12 protein-coding genes are annotated in these 22,592 nt (G+C 52.7%); 1 reads left to right on the plus strand and 11 read right to left on the minus strand.

Going from position 1 to position 22,592, the window contains the following annotated elements:
- Positions 1 to 52: 52 nt before the first annotated feature.
- From SH527x_RS08470 to SH527x_RS08510, 9 genes are all read right to left on the minus strand, one after another.
- The gene (locus SH527x_RS08470) at positions 53 to 1,354 is read right to left on the minus strand and encodes a PepSY domain-containing protein (RefSeq protein ID WP_437194222.1); all 1,302 of its coding nucleotides are present in this window, start codon (positions 1,352 to 1,354) and stop codon (positions 53 to 55) included.
- A 25-nt stretch (positions 1,355 to 1,379) separates the two neighbouring features.
- Positions 1,380 to 1,604, minus strand: coding sequence for a hypothetical protein (locus SH527x_RS08475; protein WP_437194223.1), 225 nt, complete (start codon positions 1,602 to 1,604; stop codon positions 1,380 to 1,382).
- Positions 1,605 to 1,855: 251 nt separating this feature from the next.
- Positions 1,856 to 2,953 carry a magnesium/cobalt transporter CorA gene (gene corA / locus SH527x_RS08480; protein ID WP_437194224.1) on the minus strand — a complete coding sequence of 366 codons (1,098 nt, stop codon included), beginning with the start codon at positions 2,951 to 2,953 and terminating at the stop codon, positions 1,856 to 1,858.
- An 8-nt stretch (positions 2,954 to 2,961) separates the two neighbouring features.
- Positions 2,962 to 3,915 (minus strand): DNA-processing protein DprA, encoded by a 954-nt coding sequence (dprA, locus tag SH527x_RS08485; protein ID WP_437194225.1) that lies wholly within the window; start codon positions 3,913 to 3,915, stop codon positions 2,962 to 2,964.
- A gap of 359 nt (positions 3,916 to 4,274) precedes the next feature.
- A complete protein-coding gene (gene truB / locus SH527x_RS08490) occupies positions 4,275 to 5,165 on the minus strand; it encodes a tRNA pseudouridine(55) synthase TruB (protein WP_437194226.1) in 891 nt (296 codons plus the stop codon).
- A gap of 234 nt (positions 5,166 to 5,399) precedes the next feature.
- Positions 5,400 to 8,606, minus strand: coding sequence for a DUF6797 domain-containing protein (locus SH527x_RS08495; RefSeq protein ID WP_437194227.1), 3,207 nt, complete (start codon positions 8,604 to 8,606; stop codon positions 5,400 to 5,402).
- Between the two features lie 244 nt (positions 8,607 to 8,850).
- On the minus strand, positions 8,851 to 9,651 hold the full coding sequence (locus tag SH527x_RS08500; RefSeq protein WP_437194228.1) for a succinate dehydrogenase/fumarate reductase iron-sulfur subunit: 801 nt from the start codon (positions 9,649 to 9,651) through the stop codon (positions 8,851 to 8,853).
- 65 nt (positions 9,652 to 9,716) lie between these two features.
- Positions 9,717 to 11,651, minus strand: a complete 1,935-nt coding sequence (locus tag SH527x_RS08505) for a fumarate reductase/succinate dehydrogenase flavoprotein subunit (RefSeq protein WP_437194229.1) — start codon at positions 11,649 to 11,651, stop codon at positions 9,717 to 9,719.
- Between the two features lie 83 nt (positions 11,652 to 11,734).
- Positions 11,735 to 12,490: a succinate dehydrogenase cytochrome b subunit gene (locus tag SH527x_RS08510; RefSeq protein WP_437194230.1), complete on the minus strand. Its 756-nt coding sequence runs from the start codon at positions 12,488 to 12,490 to the stop codon at positions 11,735 to 11,737.
- 1,047 nt (positions 12,491 to 13,537) lie between these two features.
- Between SH527x_RS08510 and SH527x_RS08515 the strand changes: the two genes are divergently transcribed.
- Positions 13,538 to 16,603 carry a sigma 54-interacting transcriptional regulator gene (locus SH527x_RS08515; RefSeq protein ID WP_437194231.1) on the plus strand — a complete coding sequence of 1,022 codons (3,066 nt, stop codon included), beginning with the start codon at positions 13,538 to 13,540 and terminating at the stop codon, positions 16,601 to 16,603.
- Positions 16,604 to 16,795: 192 nt separating this feature from the next.
- On the opposite strand, the gene SH527x_RS08520 is transcribed toward SH527x_RS08515, so the two are convergent.
- The gene (locus SH527x_RS08520) at positions 16,796 to 20,548 is read right to left on the minus strand and encodes a PVC-type heme-binding CxxCH protein (RefSeq protein ID WP_437194232.1); all 3,753 of its coding nucleotides are present in this window, start codon (positions 20,546 to 20,548) and stop codon (positions 16,796 to 16,798) included.
- 309 nt (positions 20,549 to 20,857) lie between these two features.
- Entirely contained in the window at positions 20,858 to 22,195 is a 1,338-nt protein-coding gene (locus SH527x_RS08525) for a hypothetical protein (protein ID WP_437194233.1), read from the minus strand.
- Positions 22,196 to 22,592 lie beyond the last annotated feature (397 nt).

Raw genomic sequence — 22,592 nt, forward strand, 5'->3', positions numbered from 1 at the left:
ATTTGATTCGAGGTCCAAGCCGCTGTGTGACCAACTGTTCGACAGAACCGATTTAACGGCCTGCGACTGTGATCAGCTCGTGCATACCAATCCCGATATACGTTGCTGCCATGAGGCTCACGCCCAGACAAATTCCTCCGAGCAATCGAGTGCGTTTGATCTGCCACCACATGACGATTCCTGAGATTCCCCAGAACACCATGATGAAGGACATTGCATCGACCATAATTGCCCAGACCCAACGCATGTTGGATTCATCAGCAGGATACCCATGTGCCATATGCAAACGCAGCAGGAACCGGCGGAACGACATGGCCGTGCCTTCACGAGCATCTGGCGCTTCCGTCCCGGTGACAGACCCGGTCAGAACGTTATAAGTCACCGACCACCTCTTGCCTTCACCTTCGATCGTGAAGGTCAACGGGTTCAAACGAATCTCGTTGACTGTCGCTGAGTCCATCTTCAGATTGCGAAGGACTTCAGGCATCGCGAACGCGACAGCATCCAATGGTGACTTGCTTAGCATCAAACCGCTGGCGACTGCAAATGGTGCTGCCGGCTGAGATGGTTGAACACTTCCTCCAGCACCGCGTTGACGTCCACCACCTTCCGGTCCGCCTTCTCCGCGTCCACCTTCAGCGCCTCCGCGACGTCGTCCACCTTCGACTGCTCCTTCAGCACCTCCCGGGCTGCCAGGACCGCCCCCACCGGGGCCTGCACCGCCGGCTGCTCGACCACGTCCTCCAGCAGCTCCCGGTCCAGCAGGTGTTGCGCCTTGCCCCCCCTGCCCAGCAGGGAGAGCTCGCATCGTTCCCGTTCCATTAGAATTCAACGCGACGCTATATTGCTTTTTGCCTTCACCAAGCACAGTGATACTGAATCCCCCGCGACCGAAATTGATTGCGCCCGGATTGATCAGCTCATACTGAGCCTTGTTCTTGGCATTTAGTGACGCAACCACTTCCGCAGCGATCTCCTGAGCTTTCGGCAGCTTCGCGAGATCGGTTCCTTGAGTGTGGCGCTTCGTAATTTCAATCATTTCCTGATCAGGCCAGACATTGGGATGATTGAAGAGAAACCCGGTCACTCCATACAGAAACACCCACGGAATGAGCAGGAGGCCTGCATAGAGGTGGCCACGACGAGTCAGGTGCAATACAGCCTTCAGCGCTTTGCTTCTATGGCGTACAACAGGTTTCACGCCATCATTTGCTGCAGAATTGGCACGAATCTGCTCGATCGGTGACAGCGTTGAGCTTGTTGATGCGGACTGCCGGGAATCGCCCTGTCCTCCAACTGAGGAGAGTTCACCAACCGAAGATGATTCGGAAGTGTCGACTGGTGGAGGATTCATGCAGTTAGTCCTTAAAACTTTATGCTCACCAATCACAACTGCTGGATGCCTGATTCACCGCAATGGGCATCGCAACAAATGATTCCGAATGTGATTCGCGATTAAAGGCGGGTGGAATGAATTCCGTCACAGCCTTGGGAGTGGAAAACAGTTCGCCGGGATTCGAGGGGATCATGAGCGGAATGGGGGGGATCGCAACCTGCCAGCGCTCAAGTGACGGGCTATTCGTTCCGTAACCTGCAATATTCATCGACAATTCTGGAGCCCATCAAACTGAGACTGAGTCTCAGTACCCAAAGTCTTCAAAGAATATGACATGTGCGAAATCCTGTTGCAAGCTAAACGAACAGGAGTTTTCGATTTGATCGGTGGTGACAGAACCGGAGGATCAAAAACGAAGAAACGCGCCCCACATTCAGCACGCAAGATTCAACTAGAAAACAACTTGCGTATTTTCACATTGAGGATGCCTGCCCACCTCGGCAGAAGTTCCCGAAGCGACTACCGGTAGAACCAGCCACGGCGCCAAAAGAAAATAATCATGACCACGGCGAGAATGCCCATCTCTAACAACGCCATCGGATAACCGAAATACCACTTCAATTCTGGCATATTGAGCGGCGACGCGTCGGGGCTGAAGTTCATTCCATAGATCCCTGCAATCAGCGTCAACGGCATGAACACCGTCGTCATCAAAGTCAGCATGCGCATTACATCGTTGGTCCGCAGGCCAATTTCCGAGAGAGCCAGTTCCTGCAAAGCAACACAGGTTTCTCGATCGGTTTCTGCAACGTCCAGAAGCTGAACAACATGGTCGAGACAGTCGCGCAAATAGACCTGAGTCTCTGGAGCGATGATGCGGCTTTCCTGGCGAACCAGTACAGCGAGAGCGTCGCGGTGCTGCCAAAGCAGTTTGCGAATGAAAAGCAGGTTCCGACGCACATCGTGCAGTGCAGCCATCGAGTGACGGCTGTTTCCGCCAGCAATACCGACGTCGATCTCCTCAAGCAAGTTCCCTAAATGTTCAAGTCGGGGAAAATACTCATCAATGATGGCATCGATCAAAGCATAGACAAGATAGTCAGCATTCCGAGTCGTGATCCGACTCCCTTTTCGAATCCGCTCTCGAATAATGTTGAAGCAGTCTCCGCTCTCTTCCTGAAACGTCACCACAAATCCACGCCCAAGGAACAGACTCAGCTGTTCGCTTTCCAGCATGTCATCCTCATACAGCATTCGAGCCACGACGAAGAGGACGGCTTCATATTCTTCGACTTTCGCGCGTTGGTGCACGTGCAGGACGTCTTCGAGCGCCAACGAGTGGAGCCCGTATTTCTTACCAATCTCCGCGATGATATGAGCGTCGGCAAGGCCAGTGACATCCAGCCAGACGACCTGTTCCGGGTGCGGCGTCGGAAGGTCTTCAACCTTCTCGATTTTCAATTCCCGATAAGCGTCTGAACTAAAAATGGTCGCCCGAATCGTTGTCGGGTGCTTTGTCTTATCAGAAACAAGCGTACCGGGTGCGGCACCAGGTTCAGTACGACGATGGAAGTACTTCTTCTCGCCTTGGTGACTGAACCGCGAAAATTCGCTCATTTTTGATGTCATCCAGTCACCCGTTCAATGTTACCACCGGGGAGTCGGCGGACCAGACGCTTCATTTCAAGGACAACCAGTGTCGACAGAACTCGGTGTGATTCGAGATCTGATTTTGACAGTATCGAATCAACGGTAACGGCGCTGAAGTCCACCAGATTGAGCACCGCTTGTTCCTGCTCATTCAAGTTTAACTCTCTCGCCACCGCGACAACCTTTTCAGGACCCATTTTCACCGGACTAACAGTTGGTCCCAGTACGTCAATGATGTCTTCAACACGACGCACGAGTACAGCACCATCTCGAATTAAATCATGACACCCTTCACTTGTCACCGTGTCAATTCGGCCAGGAACCGCAAATACATCACGTCCCTGCTCCAGCGCGTGTCTGGCCGTGTGCAGCGAACCGCTGGTACGAGTCGCTTCGACAATCAACACGCCTTGTGACAGACCAGCAATCACCCGATTTCGTTGTGGAAACAACCCGCGTTGTGCGGACCGATTCAATGGGGATTCAGAAATGATCGCCCCGGATTGAGTAATCTCTTCTGACAAGTCCCGATGCTCTGGAGGGTAGATATGATTCAACCCCGGAGCACACACAGCCAGTGTTCTGCCTCCACTTTCCAACGCTCCCCGATGCGCAGCAGCATCAATTCCCCGAGCGAGACCGCTGATCACGGTGATGCCAACTCGTGCAAGCTGTTGCGAGAACTTTTGTGCGATCGAACGTCCGTAATGTGAACATTGTCGCGATCCCACAATCCCGATGGACATCAAGTCCTGATCCAGCAGCGTTCCCCGATAGTAGAGGACAGGAGGCGGATCGTAAGTTTCTTTCAGGGACATCGGGTAATTCCCCTGATTCTTGAACACCACCGAAGTCCCAGTGTCGCGGCAGAGCTCCCACTCCTTTTCCGCTTCAACGAAGTCAGAGCGATTACGGATTTCCGCAGTCACCTTGGGTCCAATTCCATCGACAGTCAGCAGATCCGCCGGACTTGCAGAAAAGATAGATTGGGCGGTCCCAAATCTCGCCAGAAGCAGGGACTGATATCTCGGCCCCAAACCCGGTGTTAAATTGAGTTGTAAAAGCGCGAGAGACTCGTCGTCGAGGAATTGGTGCACTGCAGGCCCGCAATGGTGATGAGTTGAAGTCGAAATACGATGGCCGTTGAAATCAGTCCGGCGATTCGAAACGCGATGTGATGTACCGACGCAAGTAAAGTTAAGTCAGTCCTTTGACTCATGATTATGGTCTGATCCCGGCCCACCATATCAAGAGCGAATCGCAGCGAACTCGCTGGAGCGAATTCGGTTTAAAGGAAAGATTCCTTCTTCACAAAAATGCTCTGAGGAGCGAGTCTCCCAGATTGCACTTCCAGAAGTCCAACAAGCTCGCCCTCTGAATTGACGGCATAAACGGAGTCGCCTTCTGCCGCCTTCAGTTGATCGGGAATCGGCAGTCGTTGTCCCCAGACCATCTTCTGTGAATCTGATCTCGTCGCATGGTAGCAGTGTAAATGATCCAGCAGCGACAACGGAGAACGCAACGCATCTGCAATGTTCTCCTGAGTCAGACTCTCGATGGAAATACTGTCTTCCACGGTGAAGGCACCGACTTGGGTTCGCACCAGTGACGACATGACAGCTTCTGTGCCGAGTTTTCGAGCAAGATCCCGTCCCAGCGAGCGAATGTAAGTCCCAGTCCCGCATTCGACCGTAAGACGAAACTCTGTCGCAGTACATTCGGTCAAATGCAACTGATTGATGAACACATCGCGAGGTTCAAGATCAACAGTCTTCCCTGCTCGAGCAATGTCGTATGCACGACGCCCGTTAATCTTGATCGCAGAATGTGCAGGGGGAATCTGTTGAATGTGCCCTCGGAAGTCCGGGAGGTGCTCTCGAATCCGTTCTTCGGTCAATGGAATCGGAACCGGGACCGGCTCGATCACTCCATCAACATCTTCGGTATCGCTGCGATAACCAATCTTAAAGACCGCTTCATAAGTCTTCAGATGATCATGAATCCACGGAACCAGTCGAGTTGCAGGGCCGACACACAGAACCAGAACCCCCGTCGCCAACGGATCAAGAGTACCGGCATGACCAACTTTAATCCGGCGTCCAACAAGCTGGCTCACACGATTGACTGCGTCTCGTGATGAAACTCCGGACACTTTGTTGATATTTAACAGGCCAAACATTCTGGATGCGTTTCCAATGAATCTAATGAAGAAAAAAGCCGATGCCCGCGGCACATCTCCCTGAATGAACTCAAAGGAGAGATTGCCTTATCGACATCTCATCACCGGCGATGGGGCTCGCCTGAACTGATGCAATTTCTGAATTGAAATCGCCGGCACGCTGCAGGATTCGATTCAACAGGTGAACCGAATCCTGAGTCGCCACTTGGCAGAACGAAGCGGTCTCGACCGGAACTACTTCGTGACAGTCAGAATCCCATTCATGACGGTCCAGTGCCCCGGAAAAGTACAGACATAGGGGTACTGCCCCGGTTCATCCGGCACCTTGAAAAAGATGGTCGAACTCTTGCCTGGATCGACAATGTCGACATAAGCAACGACGTCCTCGGTCGCAGGGATATACTGTTTCGCGTATCCATCAGGATCACCGACAAGGAGGTTGGATAGCTTCCCGACAGTTTCGAGTTTCCCCGGTTTCAGCAACGCCCAGTTGTGCGGAACGGCATCCGGATTTGACAGCGTAAACTGGAGAACTTCACCTGCTTTGGCTTTCAGATTTCGTGACTCAAATTGCAGGTTGCCTGACGTCTTGAGAGTCACTTTGCGTGCCCCCTTGATCGCGTTACGCCAAGGGTTTGGAACACGACTTGATTCCAGAGCCATATCCGCAAGGATCGGGTGCTGGTGAATCACCTTCTCCAATGGCTGATAACCTGCGAACTCGGTGAATGGCAGATCCAGTTTGTGAACTGTCATAAACAGATCCTGTGGATCTCCCTGATCAACCAGCATTCGCACATACAATTGATTGACCGGTTGAATCTCCGGAATCTCAAGAAACAGAGACTTCCCATTTTTCAGGACATGCGCTGATTGAATCTCCAGAACATCATGCCCGGGAGTTCCAGGATGTTCTGCCGAAAATTCAGGAGACCCATACGCACCGCTGTAGCGATAGTTCCAGCATTGTGCGAAATGATTGCGGACATTGGATGCCGTTTGAGGATCGATCTGTTCTGAAAAATCGATTCGAACCCCATTCTGATACGTATGGAACCCAACCGGAATCTGGACGGGATCTCCGGTATAACGCACTCGTTCGAAGTTGCCATCATCGACAGTGAATGCTCCCCAGCCAGCCTGACCGGCGACATAAAGCTGACCATCTTTCGGGCTGAAAAGACCACGGTGAACACCTGAACGGAAGTCGCCGACCATCGGCACAACTCCGCCCTGGATCTGGCCTGCAACCTCGTCTCGCAAAACCAGATGATACCGGCTCGCACCATACGAGAAGTGCAGCAACTGCCCTTGAAGCGGTCCCCATTTATCACTGCGAACAAGCGTCTGCCCACCACTAGAGTTATCCAGCCCTCGCGGGAGATAAGCAAACGGCAGTTCAGGTGGCTTTCCATCTTTTGGCCCACCATATCCAAAGTACGGTGCGGCGGCTTCATTGGTTGCAAATGGTGGACGAACGGCACAGATCATTGATGCTGGAGTCCATTGCCCCTGTGAGCACGGAACAGTCACTGTCCCATCAGCCATGATTCCGACTCCGTCCGGGTTTCGGAACCCTGTCGCAATGATCGACAGTGTCTTCCCGTCTGGAGAGATCTTCAACAATCCCTGCTTGCTCGATGATGTATAGAAGTTTCCAGCGGCATCTCGTTCAAGCCCACAGATGAAGTCGTGACCGGAAACAGATGTCACGTATCCATTGCTGAAACTTTCATTGAACTCGTATTCGCCATCACCGTTGAGGTCGTGCAAGCGCGTAATCTGATCGCGTCCCAGAACGAAGACGCCGTCCTGATCAGCCACGATCCCTTGAGCCTGCTGCATCCCGGACGCAACTTTTCGCCAACGGACCTGTTTCGATGGAGCTTCATATCCTTCCGCCCGCCAGACATCTCCCTGCATCGAACAAATCAGTGCAGCACCATCCGGAAGGAATGCAACTCCTCCCAGAAACAGCAGATCATTCCATGGGTTCTGGAAGGGGAGCTGAATCGTATCAACGGCATAGGGCTTTCCTTTTCCGAATTCAATCGGACAGACAATCTCTTCGTTCCACAAAGGAGCCCCCCCCTGAAGAACAGACCGCATCGGGTGCTTCTCAACAGGAGCAACAACGCGTTTAAAGGCTCCGTTCTCAACGGTTGGAGCATCGAGATACTCCACGTCTCCGATCTTGTAAGCAAAGACAATCTGATTGCCAGTTCGGTAAAAACCCTGATACCTGAACGGTCCTTCAACCTTGTTCGCTTCAGGAGTCGGCAACATCGTGCCGGCAGGAACGAGCCCATCCATAAAGCCGTGACGAACAGGGGAGAATTTCAGGAATCCATTATTCCAGAGCGCCTCGTATTGCAGTGTTTCCGGATTGAAGCAGACGCCCATGTCGCCGTCTTCCCCCAGACGAACGCAAATCCCGCGCGGGATTGTGAGCTCACCGGAACGGAAAACGCCCGTCAGAACTGGTGTCCCCTTCGTGTCATTCCAACGAGTATCGTCTTCCTTCGCCTGCCGACGCATTTCCGAGTCGCCACCAGGGCCTTCAACGCCCGGGAACTCCATCAACAGCGCTGGCACCTTCTCTTGATTTCGGAAATAGTCAGCCTGTTTCTCATAGAAATCGTAAACACGAAGCGAGTTGGTCGGTGTCGTATGCAAAGGCCAGTTTTCAGGCTTCAACGGAGCTAATCCATATTCGAACTTGGCCGGTCCGTGAGCATGTGAAAGTCCTCGAACCAGGACTGACGCCACGGAATCCGCTGCAATTCCACCGTCTCGCCCGAGCTGGCTGAGAAAGCTGATTAAGTTCTGCTTCTCCACGGCATTCATCCCGGTGGTCAATCCATCCGGCATCAATGTGTCACCATGCACACGGGCATCAATGTCGTCGAGCGGAATCTTCGTAATCTGCAAGGTCGAAGGATCTTTCAAAGAGAGATCCGAATCCGTCTCACTGTGCAGATAGCCTTGCAGCACTTTTCCTTCAACTGTCACCACTCGATGCGGCACGAATTCCTTGGCAACCTCTCGCTTCGGCCAGAGCAGCGATTCCACGATCTGTTCCGGCTTACGCTGCTTCCCGATCAATGAAAGATCAGGACCGATCTGCCCCCCATGTTCACCCACCTTGTGACAGGCAATGCAACCGAACTTGGAAGAAGCAAAAACGGATGCCCCTCGTTTCCCGTTTCCTTGTTCACTGGCTTTGACCAGATCTGCAACTAACGCTGGCGAATATTCCGGAACCGCCGCAGCTGCAGGAACTCCAGACGCCTCCGCCGTGATGGAAAGCGCATGGATCAGAAAGGCGGCTGAAGCAGTCAAACCCACCGAGAACCACATCCGCACATTCTCAACTTGCGAACGTGATCGATTGATCGTGATATCTGGCTGATTCCGTATAAAGCTCAGTCGAAATTGCATCAGTCGTGCCATTCAGGGAAGGACAAGTGGCGGGACGGACATCACGGCGAGAGAGCCGATGAGAAAAGTATAATGAAAACAGGGCTGACGACACAGTCGCCAGCCCTGTTCAGAGATTGCTTCAATTGTTCTCGTTGGCCTGCTGCGATTTCAGTGTTGAATTCGACTGAAACCGTCTGGCGAAGCGGCGATCCCGGGTATTCGTCCCTGAAATACGACGTATTCACCAATCGAGAATGCTCAATTATCCGTTTCCGCCGCCGTCTTTCGATTCTTCCTGAGCAAACAAAGTCGCCTTCAGGTATTCACGATTCATGCGGGCGATGTGAGTCACTTTCACGCCTGCTGGACAGGCAGCTTCGCACTCATAGATGTTCGTGCAAGCGCCGAACTTCTCTTTGTCCATTTGCGCGACCATGTTCAAGACGCGCTCATGACGCTCTGGAGCACCTTGTGGCAACTGAGCGAGGTGCGAAACCTTTGCTGATGTAAAGAGCATTGCAGAAGCATTGGTACAGGCCGCGACACAGGCACCGCAACCGATACAAACCGCGGCATCCAGAGCACTTTCCTGATCCTGACGTGGAATCGGAACGCTATTGCCATCCGGAGCCTGACCAGCCTTCATCGACACATAGCCGCCGGCCTTGATAATCCGATCGAACGCACCGCGATCGACAACAAGATCTTTCACGACTGGAAACGCATTCGCACGCCATGGTTCAATAACGATGGTGTCGCCATCTTCGAACCGTCGCATGTGCAATTGGCAGGTCGTAGTCTCACGGTCTGGTCCGTGAGCCTGACCATTGATCACCACCCCGCAGGCACCACAGATCCCTTCACGGCAGTCATGATCAAATGCAACCGGCTCCTGGCCATCTGCGATCAGCTGTTCGTTCAGAATATCCAACATCTCCAGGAATGACATATCCGGAGAGATGTCCTGAAGATTGTACTCACGGAAGCTTCCCGATGCTTTGGGGCTTGCCTGACGCCAGACCTTCAGTGTCAGACTGAGCTTATTCTTGCCTGGGCTGATCATGGGAATCGGTCGTTCTTTGAAAGTGATCTGATCCGGAAAGTTACAATAACAAAGTTGGTAAACCGTTATTTGTAGCTTCGGGTCGACATATGAATCGTTTCGAAGGCCAATTGTTCTTTATGACGAATCTCTGCCGAGACGTCGCTTCCCGCATGTTCCCATGCAGCAACGTGGGCGAATTGGTCGTCATTACGCTTGGCTTCACCATCTTCGGTGCGGTGTTCCTCACGGAAGTGCCCACCACACGATTCTTCGCGTTCCAGCGCGTCTCGACACATCAACTCCCCGAACTCGAGGAAGTCTGCGACTCGACCGGCTTGTTCAACCTGTTGATTGAAATCGTTCCCTGAGCCAGGAACATGCACGTTCTGCCAGAACTCATGGCGAAGTTCGCTGATATTCTGGATCGCCTGCTTCAGGCTGGCTTCAGTTCGTGCCATCCCGCAATTGTTCCACATGATCTCGCCGAGAGCACGGTGGAAGCTCGTGACACTTCGCTTTCCGTTGATGCTCAACATCTTCTGAACGCGACCCACAGCTTCTGACTTCACTTCCTCAAATCGAGGGTGAGCAGTTGTCACTGCTGGCAATGGTCGAGATGCGAGGTGATGCCCCACGGTATATGGAATCACGAAGTAACCGTCAGCGAGTCCTTGCATCAGAGCGGATGCTCCGAGGCGGTTTGCACCGTGGTCAGAGAAGTTGGCTTCCCCAAGCACATACAGACCCGGAACGGTACTTTCGAGATGATAATCAACCCAGAGTCCGCCCATCGTGTAGTGGACGGCAGGATAGATTCTCATCGGAACCTTATACGGGTTCTCGTCGGTAATCTTCTCGTACATATGGAACAGGTTGCCGTACTTGCTGCGAATAACGTCTTCGCCCTGCTCTTGAATCGCACGCTGGAAGTCCAGGTAAACTGCTTTTCCGCTATCACCGAGACCGAAGCCTGAGTCGCAGCGTTCTTTGGCTGCACGGCTCGCAACGTCTCGAGGCACCATATTCCCGTAGGCCGGGTAACGACGTTCGAGATAATAGTCTCGATCCTCGTCTGGAATGCTTGCTGGTGAGCGTGTGTCGTTCTGCTTCTTTGGAACCCAGACGCGACCGTCGTTACGCAAGCTCTCACTCATCAGAGTCAGCTTCGACTGGTAATCCCCTTTCACAGGAATGCAAGTCGGGTGAATCTGAGTGAAGCAAGGATTTGCGAAGAAGGCTCCTCGCTTATGACAGCGCCATGCGGCGGTGACGTTACATCCCTTGGCATTTGTGGACAGGTAGAACACGTTTCCGTATCCACCAGTACACAGCAGCACGGCATGGGCTGCGTGCGATTCGAACTCACCTGTGACAAGATTTCGAGTCACGATTCCGCGTGCAACGCCGTCGATTGTGACGAGGTCGAGCATTTCGCGGCGAGGGAACATTTGGACCTTGCCGAGCCCGACCTGTCGCATCAGGGAACTATAAGCTCCCAGCAACAACTGCTGCCCGGTCTGCCCGCGACAATAGAACGTTCGGGAAACTTGAGATCCCCCGAATGTTCGGTTCGCCAGAGTTCCGCCGTATTCGCGGGCGAATGGAACCCCTTGGGCCACGCACTGGTCAATGATGTTCGCACTGACCTGAGCAAGCCGATAAACATTCGATTCACGAGCCCGGAAGTCTCCTCCCTTGATCGTGTCATAGAAGAGACGGTGAACCGAGTCACCGTCGTTCGGGTAATTCTTCGCAGCGTTAATCCCCCCCTGAGCGGCGATACTGTGCGCACGCCGTGGGGAATCCTGGAAGCAAAACGACTTCACGTTGTAGCCGAGCTCAGCGAGTGAAGCAGCAGCCGAAGCGCCTGCCAAACCGGTCCCGACGACAATGATGTCGTATTTACGCTTGTTATTCGGGGCAATGAGTTTCAACTCATTTTTGCAATTGTCCCACTTCTGGGCGAGCGGACCATCCGGGGTTCGCGATTGCAATCGATATTCGCCAGCATCACTCATCGAAGCCGTCCTGAATCTCTTTGCTGCGTGTCGTCACGACCATCACAAAATGCGGAGAGCAAATCCACTGTGATCGAGAGGGGTTAGTTATTACTCGCTGCAGGAGTCTCTGGTGTTTCCGTTACTTCACTCTCAACTGCAGTAGCCGGGGTCACTTTCCCCCAGTTGGCAATCTTGGCGACGATCGGGAAACTGCCAAATCCAATCGCAACAACAAATCCGAACAGAATCGAAAGCTTCCGGATTGTTGGAGTGTACTTGGAATGATTCAGACCCAGAGACTGGAACGAACTTTGGAAACCGTGGGAAACGTGAATCCCCAGCACAATGGCCCCAGCCAGATAGATCACTGCGCGAACAGTGTCTGAAACAACCAACTGTGCCTTCTCTGCGCGAGAGAGGCCTTCCATCGCCGGAGCCCAACCGAATTCACCTTTAAAATCGCTCAGGTGAACCGAGAGGTACATCAACACAATGAGCCCGGTAATGAACATTGTCTTATCCGGCGTAGGCATCGCAGGATTCAATGTTCGATCAGCACGCTTGGACTGAACCATTGCATATCGCTGATCGCGAGCAGCCCGGTTCCCCAAGTGCAGCCAGATCCCGTAGGAAATGTGAAAGGCAAATGCGGAGTAAAGCAGCACTTCCGCAATCAACAGGAACTCTTTATTCCCGTGAAGCTTCTCAGCGTATTCGTTGTATGCGTCATTCCCCACATACAAAAGCAGGTTTCCTGCCAGATGCACTACGAGAAACAGGCATAAAAACAGCCCAGAAAGCCCCATCAGGTATTTTTTACCAAGAGAGGCAGTGGCAAAGGCTTTGAGCCAGTTCAATTTCGGCTCCTTCACGAATGGTCAGCGTCTGTGGGTGCCTGATGAAGACGGCCTACCGCTTCCCGGCTAAGAAACTCACTCTGAGTCGTCCAATGATTGTAGGGGAGACAGAAATCGCTGCAATTCTTGACCGGGTCGTATTTGCCACGCAATGACAGGTTTAGAGTTTTTTATACAACGGCATTCCCAGATTCCGGAAGTTCATCTCTTCCTCATTTATCCAACTCTCAATAGAGGCGAAGTCTGCGCCAATCTGCGACACAAAACTCTCTAACACCCTGAACACAAGAACGAAGGATTAGTGAAGCCGAACCACTCACCCACCGTCACCCCGCGTTTCAGGCGAGACCCCACTGAAATACGCATTGAGTGATTGCATTCCCAATCAGCCAGAAACTGACTCGAGCATCGCATGCGAATGCAATCTCCAATTCCCACCCATGAGATTGCCCTCCACCAAAGTCGAGAAGACGCCGGGCGCCGTGGTCAACTCGCCATTTCTGCAGAAACGACACAGTTGCAATGTAAATATTGCTCCTGGACCGAGAATCCCTTCAGCAATGAGCCTGAAAGAAGCTCCAACAAAACCCGCAGCCTCACCATAGACGACGTGCGCGACCAAGCAAAAAGGGGTGGGCTTGAAATGCTTTTCTGCAAAAGAATGGCACCACCACACGGAACGATGCGGTGCGCAAGAGCAGAAAGGGAAAAGAAAAAATGCCCTCGGGAAACAGGAGCGATCCAGTCGCTGGCGGCTCGTGGGTGAGAAGTATGCGTGCAGAAAGGGTCAGGCTGCAAACAAGTGCCAGTAACAATCACTCCCGGACCCGAAGGCATCGGTTGGGGTATCAGACATGTTTTGCAGGTTCTGTGCCAAATCTGAAATTTCCTGCGCCCAATTACGACAGGTGTTGTAAGTTACTGTAGGAAATCGAGTTGCACAGCGAAATTTGAAACTTGAGTTTTGTTCAAGTTGGCTGTACTATCGATTTCGGCGCAACTTTCGGCGCCGATTTTGGTCTAAATGGGCGCTGAAAGAACATTTCGATGAAGATTCAACGATGGGGAATTTCGGCGCTCGCTCTCGTTTCAGTGCTCTATTCTCTCGTCGTTCTGTGGTACGTTCCGACTCAACCCACAATTCCACTGGGATGCCTACTCACAAACTCCAAGAGCCTCGTTGGGAGTGGGTTGGAAATCCGGGATGTCAGTCAGCTTCGTTCACTTGAGAGCAAGAACCTCAAGATTCTTGGAACCACCCCGGAAGTGGGTGACCTGATTATTGCGGCTGCCGGAAGGCCCATTCACTCTTTTGGAGACTGGGCACGGCTTCATCGAGACTTGCGGAACTGGACCACCGATTCTGCCGCGCGAATCTCCATGGGAAAGGACCCAACGGAAGACAGTGCCCTTTCAAATTTGGGGGTTTTTGAATACCTGGATAAGTCCCGCATCGTGGTTGTCTGGTTCTTACGTCCCGGAAATCCCCAGCCGATGCAGGCCTGCTTGCCGCTCGTAGCGCAACCCACATTCAGTGTGTCGATGACACTGCTGTGGTTTGTACTCGAACTGTGCATCCTGATTGTTGGAGGGATGGCCTACTGGAACCGCCCCTTCGATCTCCCGTTACGCCACTTCTGCGTGCTGTCCGCAGTCACTCTGGCTGCTTTTGTCGGCGGGAGCCACTGGTGGCTGATTGCCGGCAGTCCGCTACTGACGTTGGGGTTTGCAATCGCTGGTCCTTTATTGCCGGCGTTCATGCTCCACTTCTTCCTGGTTTTTCCGTTCCCCGCTCAACGTTTTGGAGCGAATCGATTCTGGAACCTGGTGCCGATTTACATTCTTCCCGTCACGGCAGCCATCTCATTGTCAGCCATGACCATCGCCGCCTCGTTCTTGACAGGCGATCATGGTGAAGGGCCATTTGCGCAAACCATCGACCGTTTGACAGGTCATGCTGCTGCTGAAATCTATCCAAGAATGCGCGTCATTGTTTACGGCGTTCTCGTCGTGGCGGCGGCTTACTTCCTGCTCTCATTCTTTGCATTGCGTCGCAGCCTGCTGGTTGCCAGAAATCCATTTGAGAAGAGTCAGGCGCGGTCCCTGCTCTGGGCCGCGTTGGTGGCGTCGGTTCTCATTGGATACACAATGTATCTGGCGGGCGCAGATCAGGTTGGACTCGCTCTCGGCAAGGCACGTCTCCCGATGTTTGGAGCGAGTCTCGCGTTCATGTTTGCCTACGCCATCGGGATCGCCCGTTACAAGCTGCTGCTTATCGATCAGATCGTCTCGCAAGGAGCCTGGTATTATGTCGCCAGCGCCGGTCTGACATTGATCTTCTCTGCGCTGATTGCCGTTGGTGCAATGAATCAGGAGCTGTCGATCTTCGGTCAGTCGGTTCCAATTGTGCTGGTGCTGATGACCGCTGTCTTCGTTTTGAGCTGGGGTCGAGACTCCCTGCAACGTCTTCTCGACCGCAGGTTCTTCAGTGAGAAGTATCAGCTGGATAAAGCTCTGAATCGCATGAACAGCGTGGTTGCGAGCGCATTGGAACCTGAAGCGGTTTCTGACGCACTGCTCAACTCTTGCCGGGACGTTCTTCATGTCGAACAGGCGTCACTCTTCGTACGTCGGGGCGATGGACACGAATTCCGCATGTTTACCGCAAGTGGGACCACTGACCTTCCGCTTCAGATCAGTGTTGAACCAGCTGTGCTCGATGTACTTGCTGAAGAACTTGTCGTGCAGCGAGTCCTGCACAGTGTTACCCCCACCCAAAAACTGATCCGTCATCTCCATGCCGAAGTTGTTTACGCCCTGGATATCCAGGGCGAGATTAAAGGGCTCGTCGTTCTAGGAGCGAAACCCAACAATCAACACTTCTCAGCGGAAGATCTGGCATTCGTCGGAGCGATGGCAAGAATCTCCGGCGTCGCGTTGTATTGTGCAACCGTTCAGCAGGATGTCACTCGCCTCAATCACGACCTTCAACAGAAGATGGACAAGATTGAGGATCAACAGCGTCAACTGACGGTCTTGCAGAATGAAGTCGCGACCCTCACAAAACTCCCATCGCCATCCGTGGTCGAAACCGAGTTCCGTCGCGACATTATTAAAGGAAACTCACCTGCAATTCAGGCGGTTCTGGAAACAGTCAAAAAAGTTGCAGGCAGCGATTCGTCAGTCCTGATCCTTGGAGAAAGCGGAACCGGGAAAGAACTGCTCGCTCGCACCATTCACGACAACAGCCAGCGTCGGACCGGACCGATGGTCACTGTTCACTGTGCGGCATTGGCTCCAATGCTACTTGAAAGCGAACTGTTCGGGCACGTGAAGGGAGCGTTTACAGATGCTCGAAACGATAAGCAGGGACGATTTCAACTGGCTCATGGCGGAACACTCTTTCTGGACGAGATCGGCGAGATCTCGCAAGAGGTTCAGGTCAAACTGTTGCGTGTGTTGCAAGAACGGGTCATCGAGCCAGTCGGGAGCAGCGAAAAGGTTGCGGTCGATGTCAGGATCGTGGCGGCAACTCACCGAAACCTGGAGCAACTGATCGCCAGAGGAGAGTTTCGGGAAGACTTGTACTATCGCCTGAACGTGATCAGCATCGGCTTGCCTCCACTTCGCGAGCGTCAGGAAGATCTCTATGAGCTGGCGATCTACTTCCTGCGACGGTCCGCAGCCAAAAATAACAAGAACGTCATGCACATTGATGACGAGGCCATGAAGTGTCTGCATGACTATCACTGGCCGGGGAACATTCGTGAATTGGACAACGTCATTGAACGAGCCGTGGTACTCGCCGAGAGTTCAACGATTCAGGTTCATGATTTGCCTTCCGGAGTCCAGCAGGCTGCCGCATGGCCTCAACCACAAAACATTGGGTTCCTGGAGTCGGCGACGAAGTCCAGATCAGTGCCGGTGGGAGTTGCAGGTTCCGTTCGTCGTGATAAGGGACAACGCGGGACACGCCAGAGTCTTGAGCAGGAACGTCGGACACTGATGGATGCGCTCGCAAAATGCGACGGAAACAAAGCAGAAGCGGCTCGTCTGATGGGAATCCCAAGAAGCACCTTCTTCAGCAAACTGAAAAAGCACGACATCAACTAGACCGGATCGGTCTATCATGTAGCAGCGTTCTATCCACGCTGCACTATCCAGTCGTCAAGCGTCACCCATGATCGCTTTCTGACGGGCAAACGCTCTCATTAAAAAAGAATCACGCTGCAAAAGTCGTTGACTCGTGCAGCGTGATTGCGATTCAGCATCGTTGAGATCGGCACCGTCCCAGCCAGTATCAGGTCAGTTCGTGGAAGCGACGTCCCCACTCTGTTCAAGATAGAACAGCAAGTCGGCAAGTTCCTGAGGAGTGATGGTGCGATCAAATCCTTCCGGCATCAGACTCTTCCCTGATGATTGCAATTCTTCGACTTCAGATCGCAATACAGATGTCCGCTCCGCTTTGGCCTTCAACAAGGTCAGACTGTTTTCAGAATCATTGTCGATGAGTCCAGAGAGAACCCGACCATCCACCAGTCCGACGACATAGTTCAGGTACTTCGGCTCGACTGCTTTATTCGGGTCAAGGATTGCTTCGAACATACTTGCTCTGGTTCTTCCAGTGACGGAAGAAAGGTTCGGCCCGACAAGCACCCCTTCGCCTCGGAACTGATGGCAGTCGATGCAATGTTTCTGGAAGGCGACCCGACCGCGATTGCTGTCCGTCTTTAACTTCAGAATGTCATCCAGTTTCACCTGAACGGCAGCAGATGTCGAACCGTGTGCTTTGAGCTGAGCTTTCAGTTTGTCGAGTTGTGGGGAACTCTTCTGACCGAGAAATCGCTGCTGCAGCGTCAGGTTAATCTCGTTGGGGTTGATGATTTTCTTGTCGATCGCTTCAACAAGAACTTCCAGCCAGTCTGCACGTGAAGCGAGGACATCGAGAATTGAACTCCGGACAGTCGGCCGATAACTGCTCCAGCCAGAGACCAGCACCCTTCCAGAATCTGGGCTTCGCAGTCTTCCCAACTTTTGCACGACACCAGCTTGCAACTCTGCGGAAGAGTTCACAGAAAGCAGGCGTTTGACCAGAGCCAGATCGTCAGCATTCGAGGGGGACAGTGAGCCCAGAAGTTGAACACCAAGCAATCTCAACCAGTCAGGAGACGTGTCATCTTCAACGATGCGACGCGCCTCGTCGTTGAGTTCATTGGCCTTGTTCTCTTGAAGAGACGCAAACATTTTCCCGTTATGCGGATAGCGATTGATTAAATCCAGAGCGATCATTGCATTCGCAAGTCTTTCTCTTTCGCCATCCCATTCTCTGACATAACCAATAACGAACGTTGACTCAAGTTTGGCAATCGACTGCTGAAGCAGACCTCGAAGTCTCGCTGCAGATTGCGTGTCTTTCACTGGCTCCTTCGAAACAGCAATCACCGCGTGAGAGAGATTCGTAGTGTTCAATGAACTATTCAACGCTTCTGTAATCTGACGTGAATTGCCAGATTTCTCCCACATTGCTCCGAATGCTTCGAACACCTTGGGGTGTTCCCATTCACCGAGTGAAAAGGCCAGTTGGAGCCGGACTGCATCACTGGGGTCATTCACCAACTTCACCAGTTGATCCACGAATTCATCAGACGGCGTTTTGATTCCCTCAGCCAGCTTCAATGCATGTCGTCGAATGTCTTCCGATTGATCGCCGAAGCAGCTGATCAGGACCTCAGGTTCACACGCGCCTTGATTGTGCAGTGCATAGAGAGAATGTAATCGAGTGAGGGCCGATGGAGACTTTCGCACTTGCTCTCTCAGAAGTGCATTTGCCTCAGGATTTTTTGCTTCAACAAGACGACGTTGTGCTGCATCCCGCACCCAGCCATTTGCATGATTGAGCAACTCGACCAACTGGACCGGAGTGGCTCCCAGCACATCAGGAACTTCCCGATGCTGGCCGTTCTCGGGGACAACTCGATACAGGCGTCCTCGTCCGTCTCCCAGACGGAGATACGGTTCCAGCTCAATCTGGGCCGCTTTCGGAACCCATTCTGGATGTTCAATGATGTACCGGTACATATCGACAACCCAAAGAGCTCCATCCGGGCCGGTACGAGCCATAACAGGACGACACCAGCGATCAGTCGATGCCAGAAAGTCTGGAAGTTCGCCTTCGACATCACGTGTCATCTCGAAGCTGGCACCAGATCGTTTCAGATGGTGGTGCTGAATCAGATTATGGACCGGTTCGCAGGTGAATCCATGTGAATACTTCTGATCAAGCGGAAGCAGAGAATCACGATAGATCATCCCGGAGCACGCAGATGTGAAGCGGCCGACTCGAGTATGTGGGTTTGGCTGTGCTTCGATTGTCGCGACTGGAAACACACGTGGGCTCCCTTCGCTTAACAGGACTCGCATGTCAGGCGAGACAAAGTCAGGGTTCCTGCGAAAGTACCGCTCATCGTAGACGTAATGCCACAACGGATAACTGTTCTGAACCCCGAACCAGTTCCCCCAGTCATCACGGTTTCGACCGAATTGCGATGGTCCTGAGAGCGGTTCCAACTCACCAGTGGCCGGGTCAAACCGAAAATCGCGACTGCCGACAGGAATGTCTTTCCCGGTGATGTGTGAATGAATCTGACTCTTCGTGCCGTAACCGGCGTGATGACTGCCGCTCGCACAATGCAGCCAACCGTCCAGTCCCCAACGTAATCCATTGATCCTTAACTGGTGGTTTCCTTCATGAAATCCACTGAACAGAACCTTCTTAACATCACAAACACCATCGCCATTCGTATCTTCGGCATAGATGATGTCGGGAGCAGCCGTCACGATGACTCCTTTTCCCCAGCAAGCGATTCCAGTGGGAAAATTAAGTCCTTCGAGAAACACCGTCGACCGGTCATACTTCCCGGTGTCTTTGGAGCGTTCGAGAATACGAACCCGACCACCCGGCTTTCCTTTTCCGTCAAGCCCCAACGGGTAATCGGCCATTTCCGCGATCCAGATTTTGCCATCCAAGGCCCAGTCGATTGCAACAGGGTCAATGACATGTGGTTCTGCGGCGACCAATTCAACACGCATTCCCTTGCGGACCTGCCAGGCTGCCAAACTTTCTTCCGGGCTGCGAGGAGGAATTGGTGCAATGGATTCGTCAGCCACTTGCATCGATGAATCCTGTGCCGTCTTCAAAGGCAGGATTTCCATCTTGCGGTAGAAGAGTTCCGCGCCTTCACATTGCAGCGCCAGCCGTCCAGCCGTGAGTGGAACGACAGACTGGTTCGGGCCAATTGGAGCCTTCATATTGACGACATAGTTATTGACTTTGCCATTCACAAGATAGATAGCGGCATCGCCACGGACGATCACTTCGACGGAGTTCCAACCTTCTTTTTCAAGGGTTTCACTCTTGATCACTCGCGTAACGCCTCCTTTTTTATAGAAGGTCGAGAATGCTCCTCCGTTCGCTTCGTCGAGAAACTTCTTCTTGCTCGAATCCACAGGCGAGTCACCTGATGTGTAAACAAGGAAGTTGTCCCCTGTGTCGCCTTCCTGCACCTGACATTCCACACTCATCGGCCAGATTTTTTCCGGGCCGACGACATGGAAAAGAAGACCGGCATCGCGAATCGCATTTTGTCGCGGAGCGAACTTCTTTTCGCCCCAACGGTATTCAAAGCGGAAACGATAATCGGAGTACGATTTATCAGAGAGAATCACTCCAAATGGCATGTTCTTTCCGGCTGGAGTGTCTCGGTAGACATGGACTTCTCCATTGCTCACCTGAAAGATTTTCTCAGGATCTTCACCCGGCTTCTGGTTGGCAAGCACGACCTTCCAGCCATCGAGACTGGTTCCGTTAAACGGAGACTGCCATTCGATTCCCGCTGAATCCGCGATGGCCTTCTCATGAAAGGCCTGACTTGTCGGGATCTTCTTCGATGGCTCAGAAGCAATACACAGATCCTGATTCCCCATCAGGGAAACAACCAGGCCCAACATCAGTCCCGTGACGACGAATAACCGCTGGCGATCACTTACAAACCAACTCAATGAACACCTCTTCCCTGTCATATGCTCTGCGTCATTTGCTCTGCGAGAGACAAATACGGTGAAATGCAAAATTGATCCCAATCGGATCATCATCTGGCCATCGGGGGACTCATTCTGAAACGTCCCTCCAGCAGCCAGCAGACCAGTGTACCAACACCGTTCGAGTGGTCAACTGGATCAATTCATATTGATGTTACAGAAGCCGCGTTACATGAGTAGCCTTAGAAATGCAAAACGACCTCGAGTGAATCACCCGAGGTCGACGAAGCTCAAATTGTCAATCTGATGTCTGCGACAGACGCTAACCAACTATGTCGTTGGGCCAGTTGTGGCTGGCTGACGAGCTGGAGTCGGGGTCGGTGTCTGCTGAAGAGTCGCTTCTGGCTGCGGAGTCATTTGACTTCCGTAGTTTGTTGTCGTCCCACAGTCGCCGTTTGCACATCCGCCGTCAGATGAATCGCAGCACGCTTGTACTGGAACCATGCGACAAACTTCGTAGGCAACCTGACGAGGAACAACTTTGGAAACCATGCGGGTGACTGTGACAGCTTCCTGACGTGGTGTGCAAGAAGCAACACGACGAGTCACTGTGTATGGAACCTGTTTGGCAACGCAGTATGGAACTCGACGGGTCTGGGTTTCGGTCACAACTTTGCATGCCTGAACTGGAATGCGGCAGGTGCGAACTTCGCTGACCATCTTGCAGACCCGAACTGGAATCTGGCAGGTCTTGGTCTCGTTCACCCAACGGCAAACCTGAGTCTGGCAGTTCTCGGTGACCTGTTCTGCAACCATCTGGCAAACCTGAACCTGAATGTTCTCGGTGACGCATTCAGGAACAACGCGGCAGACCTGCACTGGGCAGTTCTGACGTACCACCTGCGGAACCATTCGGGTCACAGGAACCTGACACTGAACGACCTGTGGACACCATGCACGGCGATTCACAACGGTTGGTGGGCACTGTGTCATGGAGATGCGTGGGCATCCGTTGCAGTCACGTGTCATGGTTGGAACGACTCGGCCTGGAATTGTAATTGGCTGATCAACCCATTGACCGACAACGCGATTCACGTTGTGCATTGTTGTCACAGGTCGCATCACGGTGTAGCACCGTTCCTGATTCACAGTTTCCATCACCTGACGATAAACAGTCCGTGTGACAGGACGGTTTACAACCTGAGTCACTGGACGCATGACAGTCCGAGTCACTGGACGGTTCACAGTCTCATAAACCGGACGGCAAACCTGGTAGGATTGCTGCTGGTACTGAGTTTCGTACACAGGGCGTTGAACTGTGTACTGCTGCTCCTGATAGCTGGTTTCCACCAGGTTTCGGGAGACCTGATATTGCTCTTCCCGGCAGGCCTGCTCATAGACCGTGCGGTAGCAAGTCTGCTGCACATCCTGATAGGTCGTGTCCATCACAGTGCGATAGACGGTTTCCTGAACTGGCTCACAGACGGTGTCATAGACGGTGCGGTAGCACGTCTGACGCTCAACCTTACACGTGGTGTAGCACGAGGTAGGAGCGCAACACGAAACCGGCATGTAATTGTAACCGACTCCGTGGAACCGCCCGGCTTGGGCAGTTGACCCCGCCCAGAGCATGACCGCAGCCGCAGCTCCGAACAGAAGTTGTCTCATGACAGGTATCCTCCGAACATTCTAATCAGGTGATATTTTTCGCATTCGCGATCGTCTTCTTCGAATCCTCCTGACCCGAACGTCCGTGCATCCATGCTGCCAAAGCTCTGCGCAGTCTGCAACGATAATTCCATCCTGGAACTTGAGTTTTGGCAGAGTGTGCTGAGCTTCTGGACTGTTCAACCCGACGATCGTACGTTGGCCGCCGAGTCAACTTGAACAAAAATAGAACTTTCGTGGGCAAGAGGAGCAAACTCGTCTGCATTCAATGGAAAAGGCGACAAATTCCGAACCGTCTACAGCAGATTCTCCAAACAACCCGATCCTTACGATTTGCCCTGATTTCCCTGGAAATCCGAAAACTCCGGCAACGACAGATCACATCAAGCTTGTATGA

This window comes from Planctomicrobium limosum (assembly GCF_051465645.1).
In the GTDB taxonomy this organism is placed as follows: Bacteria; Planctomycetota; Planctomycetia; order Planctomycetales; family Planctomycetaceae; genus Planctomicrobium.